The sequence below is a fragment of the Acinetobacter sp. BIGb0196 genome (genome assembly GCF_011759595.1).
GTDB classification, from domain to species: Bacteria; Pseudomonadota; Gammaproteobacteria; order Pseudomonadales; family Moraxellaceae; genus Acinetobacter; species Acinetobacter guillouiae.
Genome location: NZ_JAAOZA010000001.1, coordinates 563,635 through 585,355, shown reverse-complemented (window position 1 = coordinate 585,355; position 21,721 = coordinate 563,635). Strand labels below are relative to the sequence as shown.

Genomic DNA, 21,721 nt, shown 5'->3' with positions numbered 1-21,721 from the left:
AATTAGACTAATTTTTAATGATTTGTTTTCACCCATGTATAACAATAAACTCTTCCGCATTGTCTTTTTTTTGCTGGGATTTGTCTTATTCCTCGATGGATTTATTTTAATTTTATATAAAAAAATCCACTTAGGAACAATACTCCCTTTGCTGATTGGCTTAGTCTTTATCACTACAGCGCTATGGAGCCAACACATTCAGCAGTATTTGGCACAACACTTAAAGTTAAAGAAAATCTGGCGCTTAGGATGGGTTCTATTTACACTTTGGTCAGTCAGCTTAATCGGCTTCTTTGGTTATATCCACTTAAAATCCCAACAAAATACAGCAGAAAACAATCTACAAGCAATTATTGTTTTAGGCAGTGGCATTACTCAAGGAAAAGCCTCACCGACCCTCGCAAAACGTTTAGATCAAGCCGGTGAAATTGCAAAACAACAATCACAAGCTTTGATCATTGTCAGTGGTGGTTTAGATTTTGGTGAAGAAAAACCTGAAGCGGAAATTATGTCGCAATATTTACAAGAGCATATGCAAATCCAAGCCAGTAGAGTCCTACAAGAAAATAAAAGTACCAGTACTGACTTAAATCTAAAAAATAGCCAAGCGATTTTAAAAGCGCATGGTTTAACTTTAGACTCTAAAATTGCGATTGTGACCAGTGATTTTCACACCTTACGTGCCGCAGCAATCGCCAGAAAGCAAGGCTATCATAACTTCATTACTGTAGGTGCTGAAACTCCACTCACGACACGCTATAACGCATGGTTAAGAGAGTATTTTGCCTATATCAGCGGTTGGGTGCTCGGTGAATATTAAGACGTAGAACGCCATATGATTGTTTATACAGCGTTACTGATGTAAGCGAATTTTCCGTGGTAACGGTAAGCGTTTATTGTTTTGAAATAACTCAGGTTGAGTCGTATACATCTGATATAAATAATTTTTGATATCGAGTAAAAATTTATTTGTTGAAACTAAAATATTCCGCCCTTCTGGGGTTAAATTTATAGAAATTGCCGTATTATTTTGTTTGATAAAAGGAATCATCTGTTCAATAAAAACAATGAGTTCAACTTCTTGAACTGCATAGCGGCTCCAGTTATCTTTAATCAAAAGTTGTGCCAAATTTTTACTTTGCCAAACAGCTAAAGACTGTTGCCCTGTCGGTGATGCGCACAAAGCCCAGCCGTCATCATACAGAACAAAAACCTTGGTTTGCGAAACAATCATTTCGACAAAATGTTTGTATTGGTCTAGGGTTTGAACTGAGTTTCTTTGAGTTGAAGACGCTGCTTTACGTTGATATGGATTTCGCATAGAAAATTTATTTTTAAAATACTTATGCTTATATATTATACAGAAGTTCTAAACAAATAACTAGATTGGAAAATTTGGTGGGCGCTGACGGGATCGAACCGCCGACATTCTGCTTGTAAGGCAGACGCTCTACCAACTGAGCTAAGCGCCCTGAGTGAGGATAAACAAAGTAGTTACTCTGTTTGAATCTATAAGAAAAATCGATGATTTAATCTTAAGTTCTAACCTAAAGATGGGGAGTAAGCGATACGAAGTTTATAATGTTTGATTTTTAAAAATCAAAAAACTTCAAATTCTTACAATTCCAAATATCTTAATCTCAGGAAAAAAGATAAATGGCGCAGCGGACGGGACTCGAACCCGCGACCCTCGGCGTGACAGGCCGATATTCTAACCAACTGAACTACCGCTGCGTTGTATATGGTGGGCGCTGACGGGATCGAACCGCCGACATTCTGCTTGTAAGGCAGACGCTCTACCAACTGAGCTAAGCGCCCTGAGTGAGGATCATCACAATATTACTTTATCAGAACATAAAAGAAAACAATATTCCCTTTCAAATTCTTATACATCCAAATATCTTAATCTCAGGAAATAAGATAAATGGCGCAGCGGACGGGACTCGAACCCGCGACCCTCGGCGTGACAGGCCGATATTCTAACCAACTGAACTACCGCTGCATTGTATATGGTGGGCGCTGACGGGATCGAACCGCCGACATTCTGCTTGTAAGGCAGACGCTCTACCAACTGAGCTAAGCGCCCTAAACTAGAATAAATAAAAAACTATTTAGACTCTAATTCAGTATTACATGTCACTGCAAAATCATTGTAAAGTGGCGCAGCGGACGGGACTCGAACCCGCGACCCTCGGCGTGACAGGCCGATATTCTAACCAACTGAACTACCGCTGCACTTTAACAAATGAATTGCTATACATACGATGATTGAATTTAAGTGGCGCAGCGGACGGGACTCGAACCCGCGACCCTCGGCGTGACAGGCCGATATTCTAACCAACTGAACTACCGCTGCACTAAAAATTCAACGTTAAAGCTTGGTGGGCGCTGACGGGATCGAACCGCCGACATTCTGCTTGTAAGGCAGACGCTCTACCAACTGAGCTAAGCGCCCTAACGACTTCATCGTTTGTGAGGTGCATTATAGAGAATCTTTACTGAGTGTCAAACGCTTTTCTCGATGTTTTACCTATTTTAGGTTTGAGTGATTAAAAAATAGATCATTTTAGTTTAAATTGGTGTTTTTTGTTTATTATTTATCTATTTATAAGGTTTTAAAACCTGTATTTTAATTAAATTGAGTTGATCATTTAATCAATATTTTAACCCTATTATCTATTTGCTCTAAACTTAATAAAATATTCAGTACTGAATGATCAAGAATATCAAATAAAGGCTATTCGGATTTATCCATTTCATTCAGATTTTTTACAATAGGTTTTGGTTCAGGGCGCAACCAAAGCCAGATAGCCACAATCAACATGGTCACATCGGTAAAAATTTTCACAGCCAGTGGTGCATTGGTGAATAACATAATTACTCCACTGATCAACATCATAATACTGGCGATCCACTTCGCTTTACGTGGCACAGTCCCATTTTCACGCCAAGCACGAAGCGTTGCACCATATTTTGGATGATTGAGTAACCAAGCATCAACCTGTGGCCAACCTTTTGATGCCGCCCAAGCTGCCAAGATGAGGAAAACTGTCGTTGGCATTCCCGGTAATATTGCCCCAATAAACCCGAGTACAATAAAAACAATCACCAATGTTCGCCAAAACAAAACTTTCATAGATTAACTCAATCTGCCCATTCGACTAGTATACCGCCCAAATGATTTTGCCAGTATATTTTAAATCAATTGAAATCATTGTATTTTAAAATCACGGTGTTCATCATTTCCAATACAGTCAAATTGAGCTTGCATGTTGATCCACTTATTTGCTTGAATCTCAACACACTAAAAACCTTTTCTTTAAAAATAAACTGAGTGAGTCCTCAGCTTAGGACAACATACAATGACAGACTTCTTTGAGCCTTGGTTAAAGTACAAACACCCTATTGTTCGTCAATTGGCTTTTTGCATTGCCAGTCCCAATATTATTCAGCATCTGCCTGATGAATTAGAAATTAAAAATCGTTTTGAAGTACACGACACGGCGTTTTGGCAACAACAATATATAGATTTTCAAACACGCTTAGATCAACTTGATCATGACCCCACCCCACTCATTGAATTTGTACAACAGCTTAAAAGCACACGTTTAGGTTTACGTTTTGAATATTTATTTTGGTTCTGGTTACAAGATGAAGCCAATCAACACTATCAACTGATTCAGCATAGTATCCAAATCATTGAAGCAAAGAATACATTAGGCGAAATTGATTTCCTTGTTCGTAATCAGGCCACAAAACAGATTGAGCATTGGGAAGTTGCTTTAAAGTACTATTTAGGCGAATCAAACTTACACTTAAAGCATTGGTATGGTCTAAATCGTAGCGACACCCTTTTACGAAAACTAAATCATTTCTCAGAAAAACAATTTCAATTTACCCAGGCTTTAGATCTTAAAATTGAAAAGAAACTGGCTGTGATGAAAGGACAGCTTTATCTGCCTCACAATAAAGACGGTGTTGCATCCCCCTCATGGATCAATACGCAACGTCGATTGGGGCAATGGGGACATCACATTGCACAAGATTTTTACCGCCTACAACGGCATGAATGGATTTGCCCAGATCTAAAGCAAAGCTCAGCTGCTGCCCAATTTTGGTGTAATGGTTTATATCATGATACCCATAGCCTGCAATTTTATATGTACCGCCAAGCCCCTCTGGCGCTTTTCTTTGACATAAATGCTTAATTATTCACGTTTCTTATACATGGTTTAACCAATCCACTCATAAAAACATAACGATATATTGACCCGATGCTCGTATACTAAAATTCTAATTAACGCGTGAAACACGGAGATAGTAATGAAAAAAATTTTAGCAGTTTCAATGTTATTCGCTTTTGTTTTAGCTGGTTGCAACACATTTAAAGGTGTTGGTAAGGATGTATCTAAAGCGGGGGATGCTGTTACGAATTCTGCAGAAAAAGTTGAAAATAAATTGTAAGACTCAACTTCATTCTACAACATGAGCCTTATCTCAATAGATAAGGCTTTTTTAATGCCAATTTAAATAGTTTTATCCTTTCTCAAGCTTTAAGGTTTTCATTCGGTTTTATCTTCCTCTATTATATTGTTCAATTTACTTACTTGATCAATGTCCATGAATCATTCGGATACCTTAGAACTGAGTTTACAACTTCTTCGTCAGCCTTCCGTGACACCTATAGACCATACCTGCCAAACTATCATGGCAGATCGTCTGTCTGCTATTGGCTTTAATATTGAAAATATGCGTTTTGAAGATGTTGATAATCTTTGGGCAAGACGCGGAACGGCATCTCCAGTTTTCTGTTTTGCAGGTCATACCGATGTTGTGCCTACAGGTCATCTAGATGCATGGGAGTCTGATCCATTCCTACCTGAAATTCGTGATGGCAAACTCTATGGTCGTGGCAGTGCTGATATGAAAACAGCATTGGCTGCAATGGTGGTTGCATCTGAACGTTTTGTAAAGAATCATCCCAACCATAAAGGTTCTATTGCTTTTTTAATCACCTCTGATGAAGAAGGCCCTTCTATCAATGGTACGGTTAAAGTTGTCGAAACCTTAGAAGCACGTAATGAAAAAATGACATGGTGCCTTGTCGGTGAGCCTTCAAGTACAGATACGCTGGGCGATATCGTAAAAAATGGCCGTCGTGGTTCATTAAATGCAGTGTTAACAGTAAAAGGGAAACAAGGCCATGTTGCCTACCCACATTTAGCCATCAACCCCATTCATACCGCGTCAAAAGCCTTAGCTGAACTATGTGATACGGTGTGGGACAATGGCAATGAATACTTCCCCGCAACTTCATTCCAAGTTTCCAATATTCAAGCAGGTACAGGCGCAACCAATGTTGTACCTGGCACGATGACCGTTACCTTTAACTTCCGTTACTCAACTGAAGTAACTGCAGATCAACTCAAATTACGTGTTCTTGAGATTTTAGATCGCCATCATGTTGATTATGATATTGAGTGGACCTTATCAGGTTTGCCCTTCTTAACCCCAGTCGGTGAATTGGTCAATGCTGCACGAACTGCAATTAAAAATGTGACAGGAACAGAGACTGAGCTTTCAACCAGTGGTGGGACTTCTGATGGTCGTTTTATTGCACCGACAGGCGCTCAAGTGCTTGAGTTAGGTGTTTTAAACGCAACGATTCATCAAATTAATGAGCATGTGAATATTGCTGAATTAGAGCCTTTGGCTGAAATCTACGAACAAATCTTAGTCGAATTACTCGCTTAAGCTGAGCGATTCTCACTAAGTAAAAAAGGACGCAAATGCGTCCTTTTTTACAGATAAGCTTTGAAAGCATTGCAAATCAAGCCTTCTTTATCCCAATCTGTAACTGGATTTGATCCAAATCCGGCACATGATAAGTCTTATCGCCAATTTTCACATATTGTAAAATCGTCTTATCTTTGATGCTATCCTCTGCGTCGACCACTTCTGAAATCCGTAGCCGTATCGAGCTTGGCATTTCATTGCACATCAAGGCAAAACGCTCGTCTGCATCTTCCCCTTCAATGATCAGTGCGACACCCAGGGTCTTTTTAGGATCACTGACACTAAATGTCGGTAACTTCTTTTCATGCCATTCCACGACATTGACATAGGTTGGACTATTCTGAGCAGAAAGCACCACATTTTGTGGTAATAACATTGGTGCTTTATCATAACAATCAATAATATATGCATCAATAAACCCAGTAGACACCGTAATTAAATGCTGTAATTCCCGTGTGCTAATTTTATCAATTGCAGACTTTTCGATATTCTTTGTCATGAGCGTTCCTATTTAACCGTCAACAAAGCTTCAATATTTTCCAATAAATCAGCTTCTTGGAATGGTTTACCCATATAATTTGTCACACCTAAGCTAAATGCCCGTTCACGATGTTTTTCACCTGTTCGTGACGTAATCATGATGATTGGCAAATCGCGGTGAATTTCATGATGGCGAACCAAGTTGGTGACTTCAAAACCATCCATTCGAGGCATTTCAATATCCAGCAACATCAAGTCTGGTTTGACATTTTCAAGTTGCTCAATCGCATCCACACCATCTTTCGCAGTAATCACATCGAAACCTTGGCGTTCAAGCAAACGTGAAGTGACCTTACGAACGGTAACTGAGTCATCCACGATCATAATCAAACGGCGTTGATCACGATGACGTTGTTTATCATGTTGAAGATGTTCAGCGCCACCTCGGGTAGATGCTTGAACTTGTCGTGCAATATTTTGTCCATCCAAAATCAAACACACCTGACCATCACCCAGAATGGTTGCACCCGCAATCGCATTGATGGTAGCAAACTGCTTACCAATCGGTTTAACCACAATTTGTGAACGTGAACCAATTAACTGATCAACCAGAATGGCAATGGATTGCCCCAAGCTTCCCTTGATCAACAACACTGGTAATGAATGTGCAAGTCCATGTAACCGTGGAGTGACTTGATTCGAGGTAAACTCACCTAAATAACGTAGCTTATAGCTTTGGAAATCGATATCAAAATAGTCATTTTGAGTTTCAAAATATTCTTCCAAAGCGGCTGGTGAAATTCGAACAATACGATCAATTTGCGATAATGGGACTGCAAATTGCTGATCACCGACTTTCACCATCAAGGCATCGCTGACCGCAACTGTTGTAGGTACGGTAATCGTAAAGGTTGAACCATGCCCCAACTCAGAACTGACACTCACTTGTCCACCAAGTGATTTAATTTCACTTTGCACAACATCCAAGCCAACACCACGACCAGAGATTTGTGTCACTTGCTGTGCTGTACTAAAACCTGGATGGAAAATAAACTGTAGGATTTCCTCAGGCTCTAACTGCTGATCAGTTTTGATTAAGCCTTTTTCGATTGCTTTATCACGAATAACTTTTGGATCAATTCCTTTACCATCATCTTTAAACGATACAAGTACATCTGTACCTTGACGACTAATATTCAAATCAATTCGACCTGTCAACGCTTTGCCCGACTTCTGACGCTGTTCCGCCTCTTCAATCCCGTGGTCAATCGCATTACGCAACATATGCTCTAACGGTGAAACTAATTTTTCCAGAATATTACGATCCAACTCCCCTTCAGTATTATTGACTAAAAGCTCAGTGGGTTTATTCACGGTTGAAGAGGTCTGACGAACCAAACGCTGTAATCGAGGCAACAATCTTGAGAATGGTACCAGACGAGTACGCATCAAGCTTTCCTGAATTTCAGCTTGAATACGAGATTGCTGAAGCAATAAACCTTCAGTATCACGAATCTTTTCAGCCAACGTGGTCTTAAAATCAACCAAGTCAGATGCAGATTCAGCCAACGATTTTGATAACTGGTTTAGAGATGAATATTGGTCCATTTCTAAAGGGTCAAAATCTGCATAGCGAGCGCTTAAATCACCATGTTTTGCAATAATTTGGCTTTCTAACTCACCTTCCATACGGCGTAGCTGATCAGCCAAACGTTGAATAGCCAACTCCATATCAGTCAAGGTATTCCCTAACTGCCCCAAATCCATCTCAATACGTGAACGGTTGATCGCGTTTTCACCAGAAAGGTCAATCATTTTTTCAACCAAATCCGCAGAGATACGAATCATCTCATTGTTGGATTCAGTTTTTTGTGAAAGATCCCATTCACCCAGCATTGACGGTGGCTCAGTACCATCCCCCTGAACAAACTCACTGATTGATTGCTCAAAGATTAAATTTGTTCGAGATAATTTTTCTGGAAGCTGTGCAGAAACATCAACATATTCAATGCCATGTAAACTCGACTTTAAGCCTTCAAAGTTATCGTAGTGATGTTTAAAGATTGCTGCATCTAGCCAATGAAAGGTTTTTTCCAGTAAACCATCATAAACATTCGAGTTAAAATTATGTAAACCAAATTGCTCAAATGCATTTTCTAATTCATATGCAATATCAGCAACTTCTTCCAATTTCACCATTTTTGCACCGCCTTTTAAGCTGTGTGCAATACGTTGTAATTGGAGTAGGAAGCTACGGTTGCTACGCTGATCAAACCATTGAGATAAAATGCTTAAACCATCATCAATCAGCTCTCTTGCTTCTTCGATAAAGGTTTCTCGGGCAACAACTTCAACAGGATCTAAACCTGCATCTTGATTTGCATCTATAAACAATTGAGTAGCATCAATTGCAGGTTGTTGATCTTGATCCGAGGGTTCAGTTTCAAGCAATTCTGGAGTTTGATCAACCGCTAAAACGATATCGTCTTCAACATATGCGACTTCATGTAAATCTGCTGAATCATGGCTAAATTGTGGTTCAACCACTGTTGGCGCTTGAACAGTTTCAATCGGATCTTGCTGATCGATATTGTGTAAAACATTGAGAATATGAGTTGCAGGATAATCAATTGTTTTTTCACGAATCAATTGAATGCGATCTGCCACATCATCTTGAATTAAACGAATTGCTTGAATAATGTGTGGTTCTGCTTTGAGTTGACCTTTAATCACGCGTTCATAAATGGTTTCTAACTCATGCGCAATCAAACCAATATGGGTCGCTTGCACCATATTTGCACCACCTTTTAAGGTATGCAAATAACGCATCAAATTGTTTAGTGCTGTTGTGTCATCAGGATGAATTGACCAAGTATTTAAGTCATGGTCCATCCCAACCAACAACTCGTCAGCCTCTTCAATAAAAATGTCGAGGACATCAGCATCAAATTCACGTTGACTATGTTCTGATTCAATATTCTGTTTATCCAGATTAATTTGCGTCAGTACATAGTTCCCTACTGATTCAACAGGGTTCGCTGCAATTGAGACTGTATCTGGCTGCTGTTCAGTGTCTAGCACAGTCCTTGTTTCAACACTTTGACCATCAACACCTGTGTCTATTTCTTGGTGTAAATAGTCATGTAACTCAGCCAAAATCGCTTGTGTTGATTCATTTAGGCTGACTCTTTGTCCTGATGCCAAAGTATCGAATAAATGAATAAATTCTTGATGAGCCTTAGAAAACATTTCAAAAGCATAATCAGTATTTAATAAGTCAGGCTTGCGAATAACTTGTTCATAACCATCTTTTAAAGCGAGACTAAAATCATGAATGCCTTGTGCAGCACGATTATTGGTATGATCTATCAACATCTGCGCTTGTTGAGCCAGTTGTTGGAAATATGCTGGATATTCAACTTGGGCACGTTTATCAAACTCAAACTCGGCATCAAGTAATAGATCGATCTCAAGATCAACCAATTGTGTGACTAAACCCGTTTGTGAATGTTGATATTGGTGTTGGAAATCGTAGCGTTCCCAAGCATCATTAAATTTTTGATAAATGGTTTGTAGCTCAACAGCTTGATTACCTTTCAGCTTTAAAACATAGAGATAATCACTGACAAATTCAGCATAGTAAGTCAGTAGCGCATTTTCATTTTTTGAGGACTCGGTATCTTCTTGAACCAATACTTTAAATAAATGCTCGACCTTACCACTTGCTTCAAAGACCTCATTGACATGCGCCATTGAAGAACTACCACGCAAAGTATGCAAGGCACGAATCAAGCGATTATATTGATCAGGCGTATGTTCTTCTAAGTGCAAAAAGTCTTTAATTGCCGCCAGATGCTCCTCTGACTCTTCAACAAAGATTTCCAAGGTTTCAGAGGTTAAACTATCATCTGCAACAGTCGATTCAACTACCACTTCTTCTTCAGTCGTATCTGTAGAGCCATCTGCAACGAGATCAACCACATGCGGAGTGGTCACAGAGGTTCCTGCTGCTGTTGCAGTATCTTCACCAATCTCCAACCCCGTAATGACATTTTCATTATCCAGTGTATTTGATAATGCCAATAACTCGTCTAAAGCAGGTTCTAAGCTTTGTTTCTGTTGTAGCTGTTGCCCCAAATACACCAAAGGTGCTAAATCTAAATGATGCGGTTTTCGATTTAAAAACTCTGAGTAGAGTTTGAATTTATAAATATTAAATACTGCACTTACATAGTGTTGAATCTCGGAAGTAAGTTCCAGATTTTTCGTAATAATACGATTTAATGTATCTTCAACAGTCCAAGCAAGTTCACCAGAACGTTTAGCCCCCACCATACGCCCAGACCCCTTAAGCGTATGAAAATAACGGCGAATATTGACCAATTCGGTATCTTTAAACTCTTCGAGTTGCCATCGATCAAGAGAGGTTTGTAGCTGTTCAAAAATTTCTTCAAGTTCTTCTACAAAAATTTCTAAAATTTCCTCATCCTGACCAAGATACGCATCTTCAGGTAAAGTAACGTGTTCCACTAAATGTTTTAATATTTCTTTCATAGCTCAGGCTTCTATGTTAGTTCCCGTCTTTGGGACTAAAACCTTTCAAAATACAGTCAAGCTGAATGGCTTTAGATGGCGTTCCATTCTGTGCAATAGCCACTTGTTACAGTCGATATTGCACATATATAAAGTATCAATCGTTTTAGTCAGGCAGTTTAAAGTCTGAAACTGATTGACGTAATGAATCCGCCATACTTGCCAATTCAGAAACCGAACGGGCTGTATCAAATGTTGCACCAGTGGTTTGTGAAGTAATTTCTTGTACGACATTCATCGTATTTGCAATATGACCTGCTGAAGCAGACTGCAATTTCGCCGACTCAGAAATACTTTCAATCAAACCAGCCAAGTTACTTGATACTGTTTGAATCTCACCCAAGGCAACACCCGCATCTTTTGCAAGGTTCGCACCACGCACAACTTCCGAGGTGGTTTGTTCCATTGAAATTACTGCTTCGTTGGTATCGGTCTGAATGGTTTTAACCAGTGTTTCAATCTGCTTGGTTGCAGATGCTGAACGTTCAGCAAGACGCTGTACCTCGTCCGCAACCACGGCGAAACCACGACCCGCTTCACCTGCCATAGATGCCTGAATTGCTGCGTTTAATGCCAAGATGTTGGTTTGGTCGGCAATATCATTAATCAGCGATACGATGTTACCAATCTCTTGAGAAGATTCACCCAAACGTTTAATACGCTTAGAAGTTTCTTGAATCTGCTCACGAATCGTATCCATCCCCTCGATTGAACGGTTTACCACATCTGCACCATTTGATGCAATTTGTACAGAACGCTGTGCTACCTCTGCTGATTCAGCAGCATTTGCAGATACGTGGTCAATCGACTGTGCAATTTCATTAATCGCTGTTGATGCCCCTGCAATCTCTTGCGCCTGATGCTCAGAAGCTTCAGCCAACTGGTTAGTAATCTGTTGCGTATTCTGCGTATATTGTGCAACTTCTTGAGAAGTGTCATTAATTCGAGATACCAGGTCACGTAATTGGTCAATCGCAAAGTTAATCGAGTCGGCAATTGCACCAGTAAAGTCTTCCGATACCGTAGCATACGAACTTAAATCACCATCTGCCAAATCGGCAATTTCATCAAGTAAACGTAAAATCGCATTCTGGTTACGGTCATACTCATCTTGTAAACGTGTTACACGAACTTTATCTGACTCACTACGTAAACCGAGTAGTTTAAATACAGCAAATAAGAATGCGCCAAGTGCAAGGAGTAAAATCAATGCAGGTAAAATCGTACCCACACCAGTATTTACCGAAAGTCGATCCAAACCTTTTAATAAATTATCCGATTGCGCAAAGATGTCTGACGATGCCTGACGTACTTTAAAAATCTGATCAGAATTCTTTAGTACAGAAGTTGATGCCAATTGCACAATTTCATTGTAATCCGCTTTAATACTTTCTAAAGACTCACGTAGTTCAGGTTTATCAATACGTATTACACCTAAATCGGCACTACCATTAAGTTGCGCATTTAAATACGTACCAAATGTTTCGGTATCCGCATTAAAGTCATCTGCTGAAACACGGGTATTCTCTGAACCACTTAATACTGAACCAATAGAACGTAAAATACGTTCCGCAAGGAATACTTGGTTTTTTGCGATAACAACCTGAGTACTTGACATATTGTCACGTGCCATTTGGTCAACCATTGCATTATATTCAGCCTGCATGCCAGGGATCACATCCGCAACAGCGATATTGGTATCATATAATTGATTAATGATCTTTTGATGTGTCGCAATCATGTCGATATCAGCAGAAACTTGTTTCCATGTTTTTTCAACGTCTTCCACTTGTTTTGAAGATGCATGAATATCTTTGACAACATCTAAGTTTTCTTTAAATTTCTTTTGTGATGCAACTAAAGCCTCTATTGATTTTGTCGAACCTGATCCAGTGGCTTCAGCTGCTTGACGAGATAAGGTCTGTGATAAAAGTTTTAATTCACCCAAGCTACGAGTTAAGTCGTTATTTCGAGGAACTGTATAGAATAGAACCAAAAGCAAAATAATCGCAACGATGATGCTGGCAATTGCCATTTGAATAAATGGCTTTGATTTGTCGCTTTCCCCAAACAACTTAGCAAATTCATCAATTTTTGATTTGGTTTTGGTTAATACGCCTGAACTACTTTTTTGAGCAGTATCCCCTGTATTTTTCTTCTTTAGTTTAAAGCCCATTCAGCTTCTCCCGATTCGCTTAACTCTCATTAGGCGTCAAAGCTAGTTTATAAATTTTTCTGATGCATTCATGTATTGAGGATCATTTAACAAACGACTAAACAAGAATATATTCCAAGCCTGATTATGCTGCTGAAAATATCCCTGACAATAGGTTTGAAGGTTTTCTTCTAATTGATTGTTTTTAGAAAAAAAACCTTTTTTATTAAAATGTTGAATCCCCAAAACCTGATCTACGATCAGACCAACATAGTGGTCATTATGACTAATACATAAGACTTTTTGAGTAGGTAGAAATTGGCTTCTTTGCCCCGTTAAATAAAAAGCCAAATCAGAAACTGACAATAACCGTCCGCGAATATTCGCTAAACCTCTCACCCATCCCTGAACATTGGGAACGGGTGTGTATTTTGGCGGATAAATAACTTCTGAAACCTCACCCAAAGGCGCAACAAAATATTGCCCCATCATTTCAAATGCAATGCCTGACCATCGGTTTACTTCATTTTCATTGTCAGCGTAATTTTTATTTCCTCGCTTAGACAATCGAAGTAATTCGATAAATCCATTTGCTGCCATACATTATCCTGCTTGTAGATGTTGCTTAATCGTACTGATCAGCTGATTCTCATCAATCGGTTTGGTTAAGTAGTCACAAGCCCCTTGACGTTTTCCCCAAACGCGGTCGGTTTCTTGATCTTTAGTACTTACAATCACAATTGGAATATGCTTGGTCGCTGCACCACGTGCGATCTGACGAGTCGCTTGGAAACCATTTACACCAGGCATAACAACATCCATTAACACAAGATCCGGCAATTCAGCTTGCGCGAGTGTAATACCATCTGCACCATTGGTTGCTTCAATCACTTCAAATCCATGCTTAGCTAGAATTTCTTTAAATCTAAACATTTCTGTTGGTGAATCATCAACTATTAAAATTTTTGTCATTATTTCCCCCAAATTAACCGTTCAGTTAAGCAGTCACATGATTGCGAATAGCATTTAATAGTTCATCTTTACTAAATGGTTTTGTTAAATATTCGTCAGAACCGACAACACGACCTTTTGCTTGATCAAATAAGCCATCTTTACTAGATAACATGATGACTGGAATATTTTGATAATTTTGGGAGTTTTTAATCAAAGCGCAGGTTTGGTAGCCATCTAGACGAGGCATCATGATATCGACAAAAACAATATCTGGATTTGCTTCAGCAATTTTAGATAAGGCTTCAAAACCGTCTACAGCAGTGACAACTTCACAACCTTCTCTTTGTAATAATGTTTCAGCAGTACGACGAATGGTTTTAGAATCATCGATCACCATGACTTTTAGATTTTGAAATTTATCGTCCATTTAATGCCCCTTTCCGTAAGCTTGGAATGAATTGTGCTGTACAGATTTATTTTTACAATTAATCATGTTTTTTTAACATATATTAACTCACTTTATCAATGAACATTTCTTGTCGGAAATCTCACTTCAAACAGTAAAACACAGTAAAGCTCACATAAAAAAAAATATTCTGCTTTTTTTTAGAAGTTAATTGTTTATTAAAATTTTGTAACCACATAAAATGACCAAAGATAGTTTCAAAATCATATAACTTACATTGATTTTTTGGGGATGGTAGACTTTAAATGGATAGAATAATCTATTACCAAAATATAGCGTCAAAAACAAAAAAAATATGCAATACCGCCCTTTCAGTCAGCTTACTCATCTGTACTTTATCGGTCTATGCCGATACGCCTCAGGCTAAAGCGGTATGGTATCGATATTATGATAAAAATGGAGTGGCCAATATCAGCACCTCGGTCACACCAGCACACATAAAAAATGGTTATGAAGCGCTGGATCGCAACATGCAAGTGATCAAACGAAATCACGCTTATAATGTCGAAAAAGATTTACAACAATCGACATCACGCGCATCTGAAATGCGTAAATTAGAACAAGATGCGCGCTTAAAGCGTGCCTATGGCAACTCATCTGTCGCTGTTAACAAAAGAAATGAACTTCTAAGCAATATAAAACAACAAATAACACTACAAAACCAAACACTTAAACAGCTTCAAAGTGATCGTATTATACTTAAAAGACAAGAAATGGAATACTACCGCAAAGGTAACTCTGTTCCTGTTACACTCAAAGATCGGATTAAATACAATTCTGAAAACATAGATAAAACAAAGAATTATATTGGAAGCCTACAAGACAACTACCGCAAGACACAAACCTACTATGATGATATTATTAATCGCCTTAAAAAACTTGAATAATCACTTTTTAATTCGAAACTTCTTGACCCTATTGTTGATAAAAACTTAACAAAACAATATAAATGATTTGAACAACCGATCACGATATCGGATAATTTCAAGTTAAAACCGAGCTCTGATCGCATCGCCAATATAAGAATAGAAAGTTTTCAATTTAAACAATCATTAAAAATGTTCAGCTTATTTTTTTATCGTATTTTTTTATCGTATAATCATTCCTTTAAATCTAAAAATTTTAGGACAGTTTCCATGCGCGCGAGTCGCTTTTTATTTGCAACGTTAAGAGAAACCCCAAACGATGCTGAAGTCATTTCACATCAGCTCATGTTACGTGCTGGGATGATCCGTAAATTGGCTTCAGGTTTATACACTTGGTTGCCGATGGGTGTACGTGTGCTCAATAAAGTTGAAGCGATTGTTCGTGAGGAAATGAATCGTGCAGGTTCTTTGGAAACATTAATGCCCGTGACGCAGCCGGCTTCACTATGGGAAGAATCTGGTCGTTATGTACAATACGGCCCAGAACTGTTGCGTTTTAAAGACCGCCATAGCAATGACTTTGTTCTTGGTCCTACTCATGAAGAAGTCATTACGGATTTGGCTCGCAATGAATTAAAAAGTTATAAACAACTTCCAATGAATTTCTATCAAATTCAAACTAAGTTCCGTGATGAAATTCGTCCACGTTTCGGTGTGATGCGTTCGCGTGAATTTATTATGAAAGATGCTTATTCTTTTCATGTCGATCAAGCGTCATTACAAGAAACTTATGATGTTATGTACGACACGTATTGCCGAATTTTCACCCGCTTAGGTTTAAATTTTCGCCCTGTTCAAGCAGACACAGGATCGATTGGTGGTTCAGGTTCACATGAGTTTCACGTACTTGCATCAAGTGGTGAAGACGATATCGCTTTCTCAACACAATCTGACTATGCTGCCAATGTTGAAATGGCTGAAGCAGTATTGACTGGTGAACGCGCAGCACCCACCCAAGATCTAAAAATTGTAGAGACACCAAATCAAAAAACCATTGCTGATGTTTCTGCATTTTTAAATACAGATCCAGCGCAATCCGTAAAAGCCTTACTTGTACAAGGTATTGCTGATGAAAAGGGTCATGTTCCTGTAATCGCGTTATTCCTACGTGGCGACCATGAGCTCAATGAAATTAAAGCTGAAAAGCATCCACTGATTGCAGCACCTTTAACATTTGCAACAGATGTTCAACTGAATGCTCTTGGTTTAACTGCGGGATTCTGCGGACCACAAGGACTGGTTGAGAAAGGCTTAACTGTGATTATTGACCGTGCAGCCTCTGTGCTTTCAGATTTTGTTGCGGGTGCCAATGAAGTAGATAAGCATGCCACTGGTATCAACTGGGACCGTGATGCAACATTTACCGAAGTTTTTGACTTACGTAATGTGGTTGAAGGTGACCCATCTCCAGATGGTCAAGGCACGATTTTAATTAAACGTGGTATTGAAGTTGGTCATATTTTCCAATTGGGCACCAAATACTCAGAAGCACTCGGTTGTAAAGTTTTGGGTGATGATGGCAAACCATTGGTAGTGACAATGGGCTGTTATGGAATTGGTGTAACCCGTGTAGTTGCTTCCGCGATCGAACAAAACTTTGATGAGAAAGGTATTATTTGGCCATCTGCAATTGCCCCTTTCGAAGTTGCAATTGTGCCAATGAATGCGCAAAAATCTCCACGTACGCTTGAAGCAGCTGAAGCGCTTTATACTGAATTACAAGCTGCAGGCTATGATGTATTACTGGATGATCGTAATGAGCGTCCTGGTGTTAAGTTCTCTGACTTGGAACTAACAGGTATTCCTCACCGTATTGTCATTGGTGAAAAAGGCTTAGATGCAGGTACTTTTGAATATAAAGGTCGTAGAGATGCCGAATCTGTAAATTTAAGCAAAGATGATTTAATGGCTAAATTGGTGAAGTAATTTTTCAACCGCATTAAAAAAGCTCTGAAATAAACTAAACCCTATAAGCACACAACTTATAGGGTTTTTTATGCTTTGGTATTTTATAGACCATCATTACAGACCATTAATTTTTACTTTTAAATCTGTAACTGATGTTCCGATTGCCCCAAAGTTCCCCATCGAGCCATTTTGCAGACCATTAAAAGTCCCTGTCGCACTTGCCCCACTCGTTCCCATAATCATCTGATTGATACCCAGATCAAACTTACTCGATTCACCTGTATTACCAAAGACAAAACCTGTTGGTTCAACGCCAGCATAGAAACCGTTTAATGAAAAACCATTGACCTTATCTGTTCCAGTTAATTGGAAGTTAAAATTTGCACCAATATCACTATCATCCGATAAAAGTGCAATAGCACAGCCTGATCCTGTACCACAAATCGATTGAATTGCACCACCAAAGGCAATCATACGCCCTTGAGGCGCATTGCCAAACTGTAAATTAATGGTGGGTTTGGATGCAGCAAAGTTGATATCAAAACCATCACTCAGTTTTAAAAATTTAATGACATCGGATTTTTCACTGGTACCTGTAAAAATAGATTGATATCCAGCAGGCCCTGAAGATGAACTCGCTCCAGCCAAGTAAAGTGCAAATGGAGAAACTTTAATCCCGGTAATATTACTTGCAAAGCTCATTCCGATATTGGCAAAAGGTTTACCACTTGCTCCACCTGTAGCGCCCCCATCGGTATCCATAACTATATTCATCGTTGGGGTATTTGAAGCCCCTAGAAAAGTGATATCAACAGTTTGGTCAGCAAGCGTACCAGCACTTTTACCCGCAAGAACCAGCGATGCTTTATTTGCATCATTCACAGTTGAGCCTAATCCGTCACGATCAATAATTGAAATTTGATTGAGTTGAACTTTACTCAGATTTATACCAACATTTATCCCATCTTGCCCCGTTGTTTGGGAAAGACTTTGATCATCCATAGGTTCCATTGCCAGCGCAATTGGACTCAGTATCAATAATGATATACATCCTAGGTTTCTATTTTTTTTCATTATCCTAATCCTTAGGAAAATTTATATACTGCCTACCACATCACAGTCTAATCAGAAATTCTGTACGATAAAAGCACAAGCCGACCAATAACGAATTAATTCCGTGGAACAATGTTGAATTCACTGGTCAACCGGCCTCCTGTTAACGCAATTTCACCTAAGCGCGCACCTGATACTAAAGCACCATTTATAGATGGAGGATAGAAATTTAAATCTCTCGCTCTAAATACACCGCCGACTGACTGTGTTGGATTAAATTGTAAACTTGCATTAAATCCAACCTGACCAGTCCCACTCGTTGAGTTTTTACTGAGCACAATAGCATTGTTAAAGCGAATATCACCCGTCAAGTTATCTAAACCGAGTATAGAACCATTGACAGGATCACTAATCTGGATGGTGTTATTTGTAGCTGCTAATTTTAAATCACCGACCACAGTTAAACGATTGCCTGTGCCATCTGCTTTAATTTCACTATTTGGAATAAGTGACAAATCCATATCACCACCAAAGCGAAGTTTTAGACCAAACAAGACATCATCACTTTTGGCGAAATTATTGGAATCAGATGCTCCCTTGTTGCCACAAGCGACACTTGCTGTCGCAATACCACCTGCACATGATGCATAAGTTGTTCCAGGTAAATAACCTGCCGCAACTTCAGCTGCCATCACCACCAACATATTTTTTAAACTTAAATTTAAACTTCCGTTTTCAACTCCAATACTGCCATTACCTTTCAGCAACATATCGATGTTTCTTAAACCTAAATAATAGTCTTTAGAGGTACCCGCAATTGGAATACCTGCATCATTTTTCACCTGACCACCATCAATCACCAGAATCGAGGTTGTTTTATTGCCAAGCTTAGTTGTACCATTTTTATCCACACCCTCTGTACTTAAACCTAAAGAAAAACCGAGTCTAGAGGTTTGCATACCGGCTGTATTTGAGACACTGCTTTTCGCACCATCTGCTGAATAATAATAGGCTTTATCAGCATCAACGGTTGTGCCATACATCGCTAAATTGGCATTTAAGTTATAAAAGGGTAAAGCCAGTCCCCACTGATTATTTAAACCACTCTCTGTAAATAAATTACCAGCAGCAACACCAGCGGCAGTGGTAAATCTCCCTCGTCTAGAGATGGCTTGGAATTCCCCACCACGAATTGAAGCGACCACAGCATAAGGACGATTACCAGCTGATAGGGTCGTATAAATATCTTGTTTATAATCACTTAAATTGGTTAAAGCTTGGCCATTACCAAAACTTGAATTTTGGAAGGTTGTGTTTACAGGTATCGTAACTTGCTTAGAGTCGGTAAGGTTTAAAAAAACATTCCCTGTGTCAAAAGAAGCACGCGTTCCCTTTTGTAAACCGGTTAAATTACCAAACTCAAAACCGTAACTATTTAATCCAGCGCCACCAATTTCCAAAGTGGTTGCATCGCCACCACCAGCAAGCATTGTGTCACCTTCTTTGGTGAAATCCGTCTTCATACGAAATGCGATACCAGAACCACCAACAATATCTTTTCCAGTGTCTGCACCACTCGAATTAACAGCAGAACCAATTAAACTACTGGCATTCTGTACACCACGAAATTGCAATGAACCATTCACCATACGCCCACTGGCACCCACGCGAATCAGCCCTTTAGCACCTGTTGGGGTATTATAGCTATCGACATCATAAAGCGATGTAGGATTGATCCCTTTATTATTCACCATAATTTCAAGATTTAAACCCGCATTGGTTGTGGAAGTCCCATTTCCATAACTGCCTGTGTTTATAAAACCCGCCTTTAATGAAGCGGGATCAACCACACGGGTTAAATCCACATAACCATAGTTCGTATCTGGTGCCTGATTTGCACCCGCGATATTAGTTCCAGAATTCGTTTGTAATTTAAAGCCTTCAGCTGCATCGATAAACGCAAAACCTTTTCCTTTAAAGTTAAAGTTAAAATTCTTTAAAATCAGTTGATTTAATTGATTTGTGGCACTGCTTTGGCCTAAATAGATGTTGGCATTTTGAAGCCCTAAAGTTAGCTCAACTTGATCTGTTTTACTTAAAAGACCATTGCTTGTTTTTAATCCAATACTGGTATTTGAAGCCGTCTGTACCGCTAAATTACCCAACTTTGCACTACAACGCGCCCCACTTGGATCACTATCACAAACACGAAATGAATCGACGGTCATCAGCATAGGAGAGAGTGATAAATCTAAATTCACTCCAGTTTTGCCCGCAACAGTGCCCATATTAAGCTTGATATCTGCTTTTAATGGATCTGTAGAAGTATTGCTCTGTTGTATTTTAACCGTATCTGCTGTTGCAACGAGCGCTTGACTGGTTGCATCTGCTTCTGCGCGACCCGCCTGATCTGTCCAGTACAATGTTTTGATATTGGCTTCTTTTAAGCTTGCCTCTATATGTACGCCATCCTGGCCATTTACGTTTCTTAAATCGCTATCATCTAAAGCTTGTAATGCATAAACAGGCGCATGTATAGCCAACAAACTCAAAGCCAATGTATTTAAAATAAATCTTTTTCCATGTTGTTGTTTTTTAATGTTCATCCCTAAACCCTCAGATTTATTTTAGCAACGCTTATTCATTGTAGAGTCACAACTAAACATCATCAGCTTGCCCTGCAGAACAAGATTACCGTTCATTTGTACACCCATAAAGCCCGTTTCTCGACCAACATCATAATTATCTGCGGTAGAGCCATTAAAACCCGTTGTTTGAGGTTTTGCTACATATTTATTGGCTTTTAAATAACCATACTGGCCTTCTGTTGCACCCGATGAACTTTCCGTAACTGTCCCATCTGCATTAGTTTTACTGGTGAAATCATCTTTTTCTATAGAAAGAGAATTGAATCCAAAATTACGAATTTGGATCGGTTGATTCGCATCAAAAGATAACTGAATTGCGGGTTTGATCATCTGCATAGCTGTGGTATTTTTATAGACCAAATCAACGCCATCCAAACCCAATTTCTGAATATTAATCGTCCCTTGTACACCTTTAAAGACGACCCAAAGTTTGTTCCCTTCAGTACTACTGGCTAAACCATTTGCATCAACATATCGATTATTGACAGACAATGCCAAATGGCAAAATTGTAATTTCTCACAAATACCGCCAGACCCATTATCAAACTTATAGGCATTATTTGTGGTGTAATATGAATCACTTGCATTAATTTGATTCAGTACCAATTTTAAAGATAAATCTGCACCAGCTTGCCCTTCAACTTGCTGCATGTCTGAATCAGTTAAAGCCTCCATCGCTGCCAAATGAAAACTCACCAAGCTAGTTAAAATAAGAATTACTGTTTTTTTCATTATAGTTCTT

The 21,721-nt window shown here is 39.1% G+C and carries 17 protein-coding genes and 8 tRNA genes; 6 read left to right on the top strand and 19 right to left on the bottom strand.

Going from position 1 to position 21,721, the window contains the following annotated elements; translation table 11 throughout:
• Window positions 1-34: 34 nt before the first annotated feature.
• Window positions 35-820 carry a YdcF family protein gene (locus tag FHR28_RS02805; RefSeq protein ID WP_105714350.1) on the top strand — a complete coding sequence of 262 codons (786 nt, stop codon included), beginning with the start codon at window positions 35-37 and terminating at the stop codon, window positions 818-820.
• Window positions 821-853: 33 nt separating this feature from the next.
• Here FHR28_RS02805 and FHR28_RS02800 read toward each other — a convergent pair whose 3' ends face one another.
• From FHR28_RS02800 to FHR28_RS02755, 10 genes are all read right to left on the bottom strand, one after another.
• Window positions 854-1,321: a DUF2750 domain-containing protein gene (locus FHR28_RS02800; protein WP_166781880.1), complete on the bottom strand. Its 468-nt coding sequence runs from the start codon at window positions 1,319-1,321 to the stop codon at window positions 854-856.
• Between the two features lie 75 nt (window positions 1,322-1,396).
• Window positions 1,397-1,472 (bottom strand) — tRNA-Val (locus FHR28_RS02795).
• 185 nt (window positions 1,473-1,657) lie between these two features.
• A tRNA-Asp gene (locus FHR28_RS02790) sits at window positions 1,658-1,734 on the bottom strand.
• An 8-nt stretch (window positions 1,735-1,742) separates the two neighbouring features.
• Window positions 1,743-1,818 (bottom strand) — tRNA-Val (locus FHR28_RS02785).
• A gap of 107 nt (window positions 1,819-1,925) precedes the next feature.
• Window positions 1,926-2,002: transfer RNA gene (locus FHR28_RS02780), tRNA-Asp, on the bottom strand.
• Between the two features lie 8 nt (window positions 2,003-2,010).
• Window positions 2,011-2,086: transfer RNA gene (locus FHR28_RS02775), tRNA-Val, on the bottom strand.
• 72 nt (window positions 2,087-2,158) lie between these two features.
• Window positions 2,159-2,235: transfer RNA gene (locus tag FHR28_RS02770), tRNA-Asp, on the bottom strand.
• Between the two features lie 44 nt (window positions 2,236-2,279).
• Window positions 2,280-2,356: transfer RNA gene (locus tag FHR28_RS02765), tRNA-Asp, on the bottom strand.
• Window positions 2,357-2,379: 23 nt separating this feature from the next.
• Window positions 2,380-2,455 (bottom strand) — tRNA-Val (locus FHR28_RS02760).
• Window positions 2,456-2,737: 282 nt separating this feature from the next.
• Window positions 2,738-3,136 (bottom strand): YbaN family protein, encoded by a 399-nt coding sequence (locus FHR28_RS02755; protein WP_004723787.1) that lies wholly within the window; start codon window positions 3,134-3,136, stop codon window positions 2,738-2,740.
• Between the two features lie 226 nt (window positions 3,137-3,362).
• On the opposite strand from FHR28_RS02755, the gene FHR28_RS02750 reads away from it, so the two are divergent.
• The 3 genes from FHR28_RS02750 to dapE all read left to right on the top strand — a co-directional run bounded on the left by FHR28_RS02750 (window position 3,363) and on the right by dapE (window position 5,754).
• The gene (locus FHR28_RS02750; RefSeq protein WP_166781879.1) at window positions 3,363-4,208 is read left to right on the top strand and encodes a DUF1853 family protein; all 846 of its coding nucleotides are present in this window, start codon (window positions 3,363-3,365) and stop codon (window positions 4,206-4,208) included.
• A 115-nt stretch (window positions 4,209-4,323) separates the two neighbouring features.
• Window positions 4,324-4,464: an entericidin A/B family lipoprotein gene (locus FHR28_RS02745; protein ID WP_004723791.1), complete on the top strand. Its 141-nt coding sequence runs from the start codon at window positions 4,324-4,326 to the stop codon at window positions 4,462-4,464.
• Between the two features lie 156 nt (window positions 4,465-4,620).
• Window positions 4,621-5,754 (top strand): succinyl-diaminopimelate desuccinylase, encoded by a 1,134-nt coding sequence (dapE, locus tag FHR28_RS02740; RefSeq protein WP_004723792.1) that lies wholly within the window; start codon window positions 4,621-4,623, stop codon window positions 5,752-5,754.
• A gap of 76 nt (window positions 5,755-5,830) precedes the next feature.
• Here dapE and FHR28_RS02735 read toward each other — a convergent pair whose 3' ends face one another.
• The 6 genes from FHR28_RS02735 to pilG all read right to left on the bottom strand — a co-directional run bounded on the left by FHR28_RS02735 (window position 5,831) and on the right by pilG (window position 14,405).
• On the bottom strand, window positions 5,831-6,295 hold the full coding sequence (locus FHR28_RS02735; RefSeq protein WP_105714352.1) for a hypothetical protein: 465 nt from the start codon (window positions 6,293-6,295) through the stop codon (window positions 5,831-5,833).
• A gap of 8 nt (window positions 6,296-6,303) precedes the next feature.
• Window positions 6,304-10,830: an Hpt domain-containing protein gene (locus FHR28_RS02730; RefSeq protein ID WP_166781878.1), complete on the bottom strand. Its 4,527-nt coding sequence runs from the start codon at window positions 10,828-10,830 to the stop codon at window positions 6,304-6,306.
• A gap of 145 nt (window positions 10,831-10,975) precedes the next feature.
• Window positions 10,976-13,045, bottom strand: coding sequence for a methyl-accepting chemotaxis protein (locus FHR28_RS02725; RefSeq protein WP_105714354.1), 2,070 nt, complete (start codon window positions 13,043-13,045; stop codon window positions 10,976-10,978).
• Window positions 13,046-13,087: 42 nt separating this feature from the next.
• Window positions 13,088-13,624, bottom strand: coding sequence for a chemotaxis protein CheW (locus FHR28_RS02720; protein ID WP_004723799.1), 537 nt, complete (start codon window positions 13,622-13,624; stop codon window positions 13,088-13,090).
• 3 nt (window positions 13,625-13,627) lie between these two features.
• A complete protein-coding gene (locus FHR28_RS02715; RefSeq protein WP_004723801.1) occupies window positions 13,628-13,996 on the bottom strand; it encodes a response regulator in 369 nt (122 codons plus the stop codon).
• Between the two features lie 25 nt (window positions 13,997-14,021).
• Window positions 14,022-14,405, bottom strand: coding sequence for a twitching motility response regulator PilG (gene pilG / locus FHR28_RS02710; protein WP_004723803.1), 384 nt, complete (start codon window positions 14,403-14,405; stop codon window positions 14,022-14,024).
• Window positions 14,406-14,689: 284 nt separating this feature from the next.
• Here pilG and FHR28_RS02705 point away from each other — a divergent pair, with 284 nt between their 5' ends.
• Window positions 14,690-15,331 carry a hypothetical protein gene (locus FHR28_RS02705; protein WP_004723804.1) on the top strand — a complete coding sequence of 214 codons (642 nt, stop codon included), beginning with the start codon at window positions 14,690-14,692 and terminating at the stop codon, window positions 15,329-15,331.
• Between the two features lie 249 nt (window positions 15,332-15,580).
• Complete coding sequence (locus FHR28_RS02700; protein ID WP_166781877.1) at window positions 15,581-17,296, top strand: proline--tRNA ligase; 1,716 nt, start codon at window positions 15,581-15,583, stop codon at window positions 17,294-17,296.
• A gap of 96 nt (window positions 17,297-17,392) precedes the next feature.
• Here the strand turns inward: FHR28_RS02700 and FHR28_RS02695 are convergent, their stop codons facing one another.
• The 3 genes from FHR28_RS02695 to FHR28_RS02685 form a co-directional block, all read right to left on the bottom strand.
• The gene (locus tag FHR28_RS02695) at window positions 17,393-18,352 is read right to left on the bottom strand and encodes a DUF6160 family protein (RefSeq protein WP_166781876.1); all 960 of its coding nucleotides are present in this window, start codon (window positions 18,350-18,352) and stop codon (window positions 17,393-17,395) included.
• Between the two features lie 95 nt (window positions 18,353-18,447).
• Window positions 18,448-20,937, bottom strand: a complete 2,490-nt coding sequence (locus FHR28_RS02690) for a DUF6160 family protein (protein WP_166781875.1) — start codon at window positions 20,935-20,937, stop codon at window positions 18,448-18,450.
• Window positions 20,938-20,958: 21 nt separating this feature from the next.
• The gene (locus FHR28_RS02685; protein WP_166781874.1) at window positions 20,959-21,711 is read right to left on the bottom strand and encodes a DUF6160 family protein; all 753 of its coding nucleotides are present in this window, start codon (window positions 21,709-21,711) and stop codon (window positions 20,959-20,961) included.
• Window positions 21,712-21,721: the final 10 nt, after the last annotated feature.

Bases quoted from the DNA above. Each gene is read 5' to 3' on its own strand.
- FHR28_RS02805 (WP_105714350.1), top strand. From the start codon at position 35: ATGTATAACAATAAACTCTTCCGCATTGTCTTTTTTTTGCTGGGATTT.
- FHR28_RS02800 (WP_166781880.1), bottom strand. From the start codon at position 1,321: ATGCGAAATCCATATCAACGTAAAGCAGCGTCTTCAACTCAAAGAAAC.
- FHR28_RS02755 (WP_004723787.1), bottom strand. From the start codon at position 3,136: ATGAAAGTTTTGTTTTGGCGAACATTGGTGATTGTTTTTATTGTACTC.
- FHR28_RS02750 (WP_166781879.1), top strand. From the start codon at position 3,363: ATGACAGACTTCTTTGAGCCTTGGTTAAAGTACAAACACCCTATTGTT.
- FHR28_RS02745 (WP_004723791.1), top strand. From the start codon at position 4,324: ATGAAAAAAATTTTAGCAGTTTCAATGTTATTCGCTTTTGTTTTAGCT.
- dapE (WP_004723792.1), top strand. From the start codon at position 4,621: ATGAATCATTCGGATACCTTAGAACTGAGTTTACAACTTCTTCGTCAG.
- FHR28_RS02735 (WP_105714352.1), bottom strand. From the start codon at position 6,295: ATGACAAAGAATATCGAAAAGTCTGCAATTGATAAAATTAGCACACGG.
- FHR28_RS02730 (WP_166781878.1), bottom strand. From the start codon at position 10,830: ATGAAAGAAATATTAAAACATTTAGTGGAACACGTTACTTTACCTGAA.
- FHR28_RS02725 (WP_105714354.1), bottom strand. From the start codon at position 13,045: ATGGGCTTTAAACTAAAGAAGAAAAATACAGGGGATACTGCTCAAAAA.
- FHR28_RS02720 (WP_004723799.1), bottom strand. From the start codon at position 13,624: ATGGCAGCAAATGGATTTATCGAATTACTTCGATTGTCTAAGCGAGGA.
- FHR28_RS02715 (WP_004723801.1), bottom strand. From the start codon at position 13,996: ATGACAAAAATTTTAATAGTTGATGATTCACCAACAGAAATGTTTAGA.
- pilG (WP_004723803.1), bottom strand. From the start codon at position 14,405: ATGGACGATAAATTTCAAAATCTAAAAGTCATGGTGATCGATGATTCT.
- FHR28_RS02705 (WP_004723804.1), top strand. From the start codon at position 14,690: ATGGATAGAATAATCTATTACCAAAATATAGCGTCAAAAACAAAAAAA.
- FHR28_RS02700 (WP_166781877.1), top strand. From the start codon at position 15,581: ATGCGCGCGAGTCGCTTTTTATTTGCAACGTTAAGAGAAACCCCAAAC.
- FHR28_RS02695 (WP_166781876.1), bottom strand. From the start codon at position 18,352: ATGAAAAAAAATAGAAACCTAGGATGTATATCATTATTGATACTGAGT.
- FHR28_RS02690 (WP_166781875.1), bottom strand. From the start codon at position 20,937: ATGAACATTAAAAAACAACAACATGGAAAAAGATTTATTTTAAATACA.
- FHR28_RS02685 (WP_166781874.1), bottom strand. From the start codon at position 21,711: ATGAAAAAAACAGTAATTCTTATTTTAACTAGCTTGGTGAGTTTTCAT.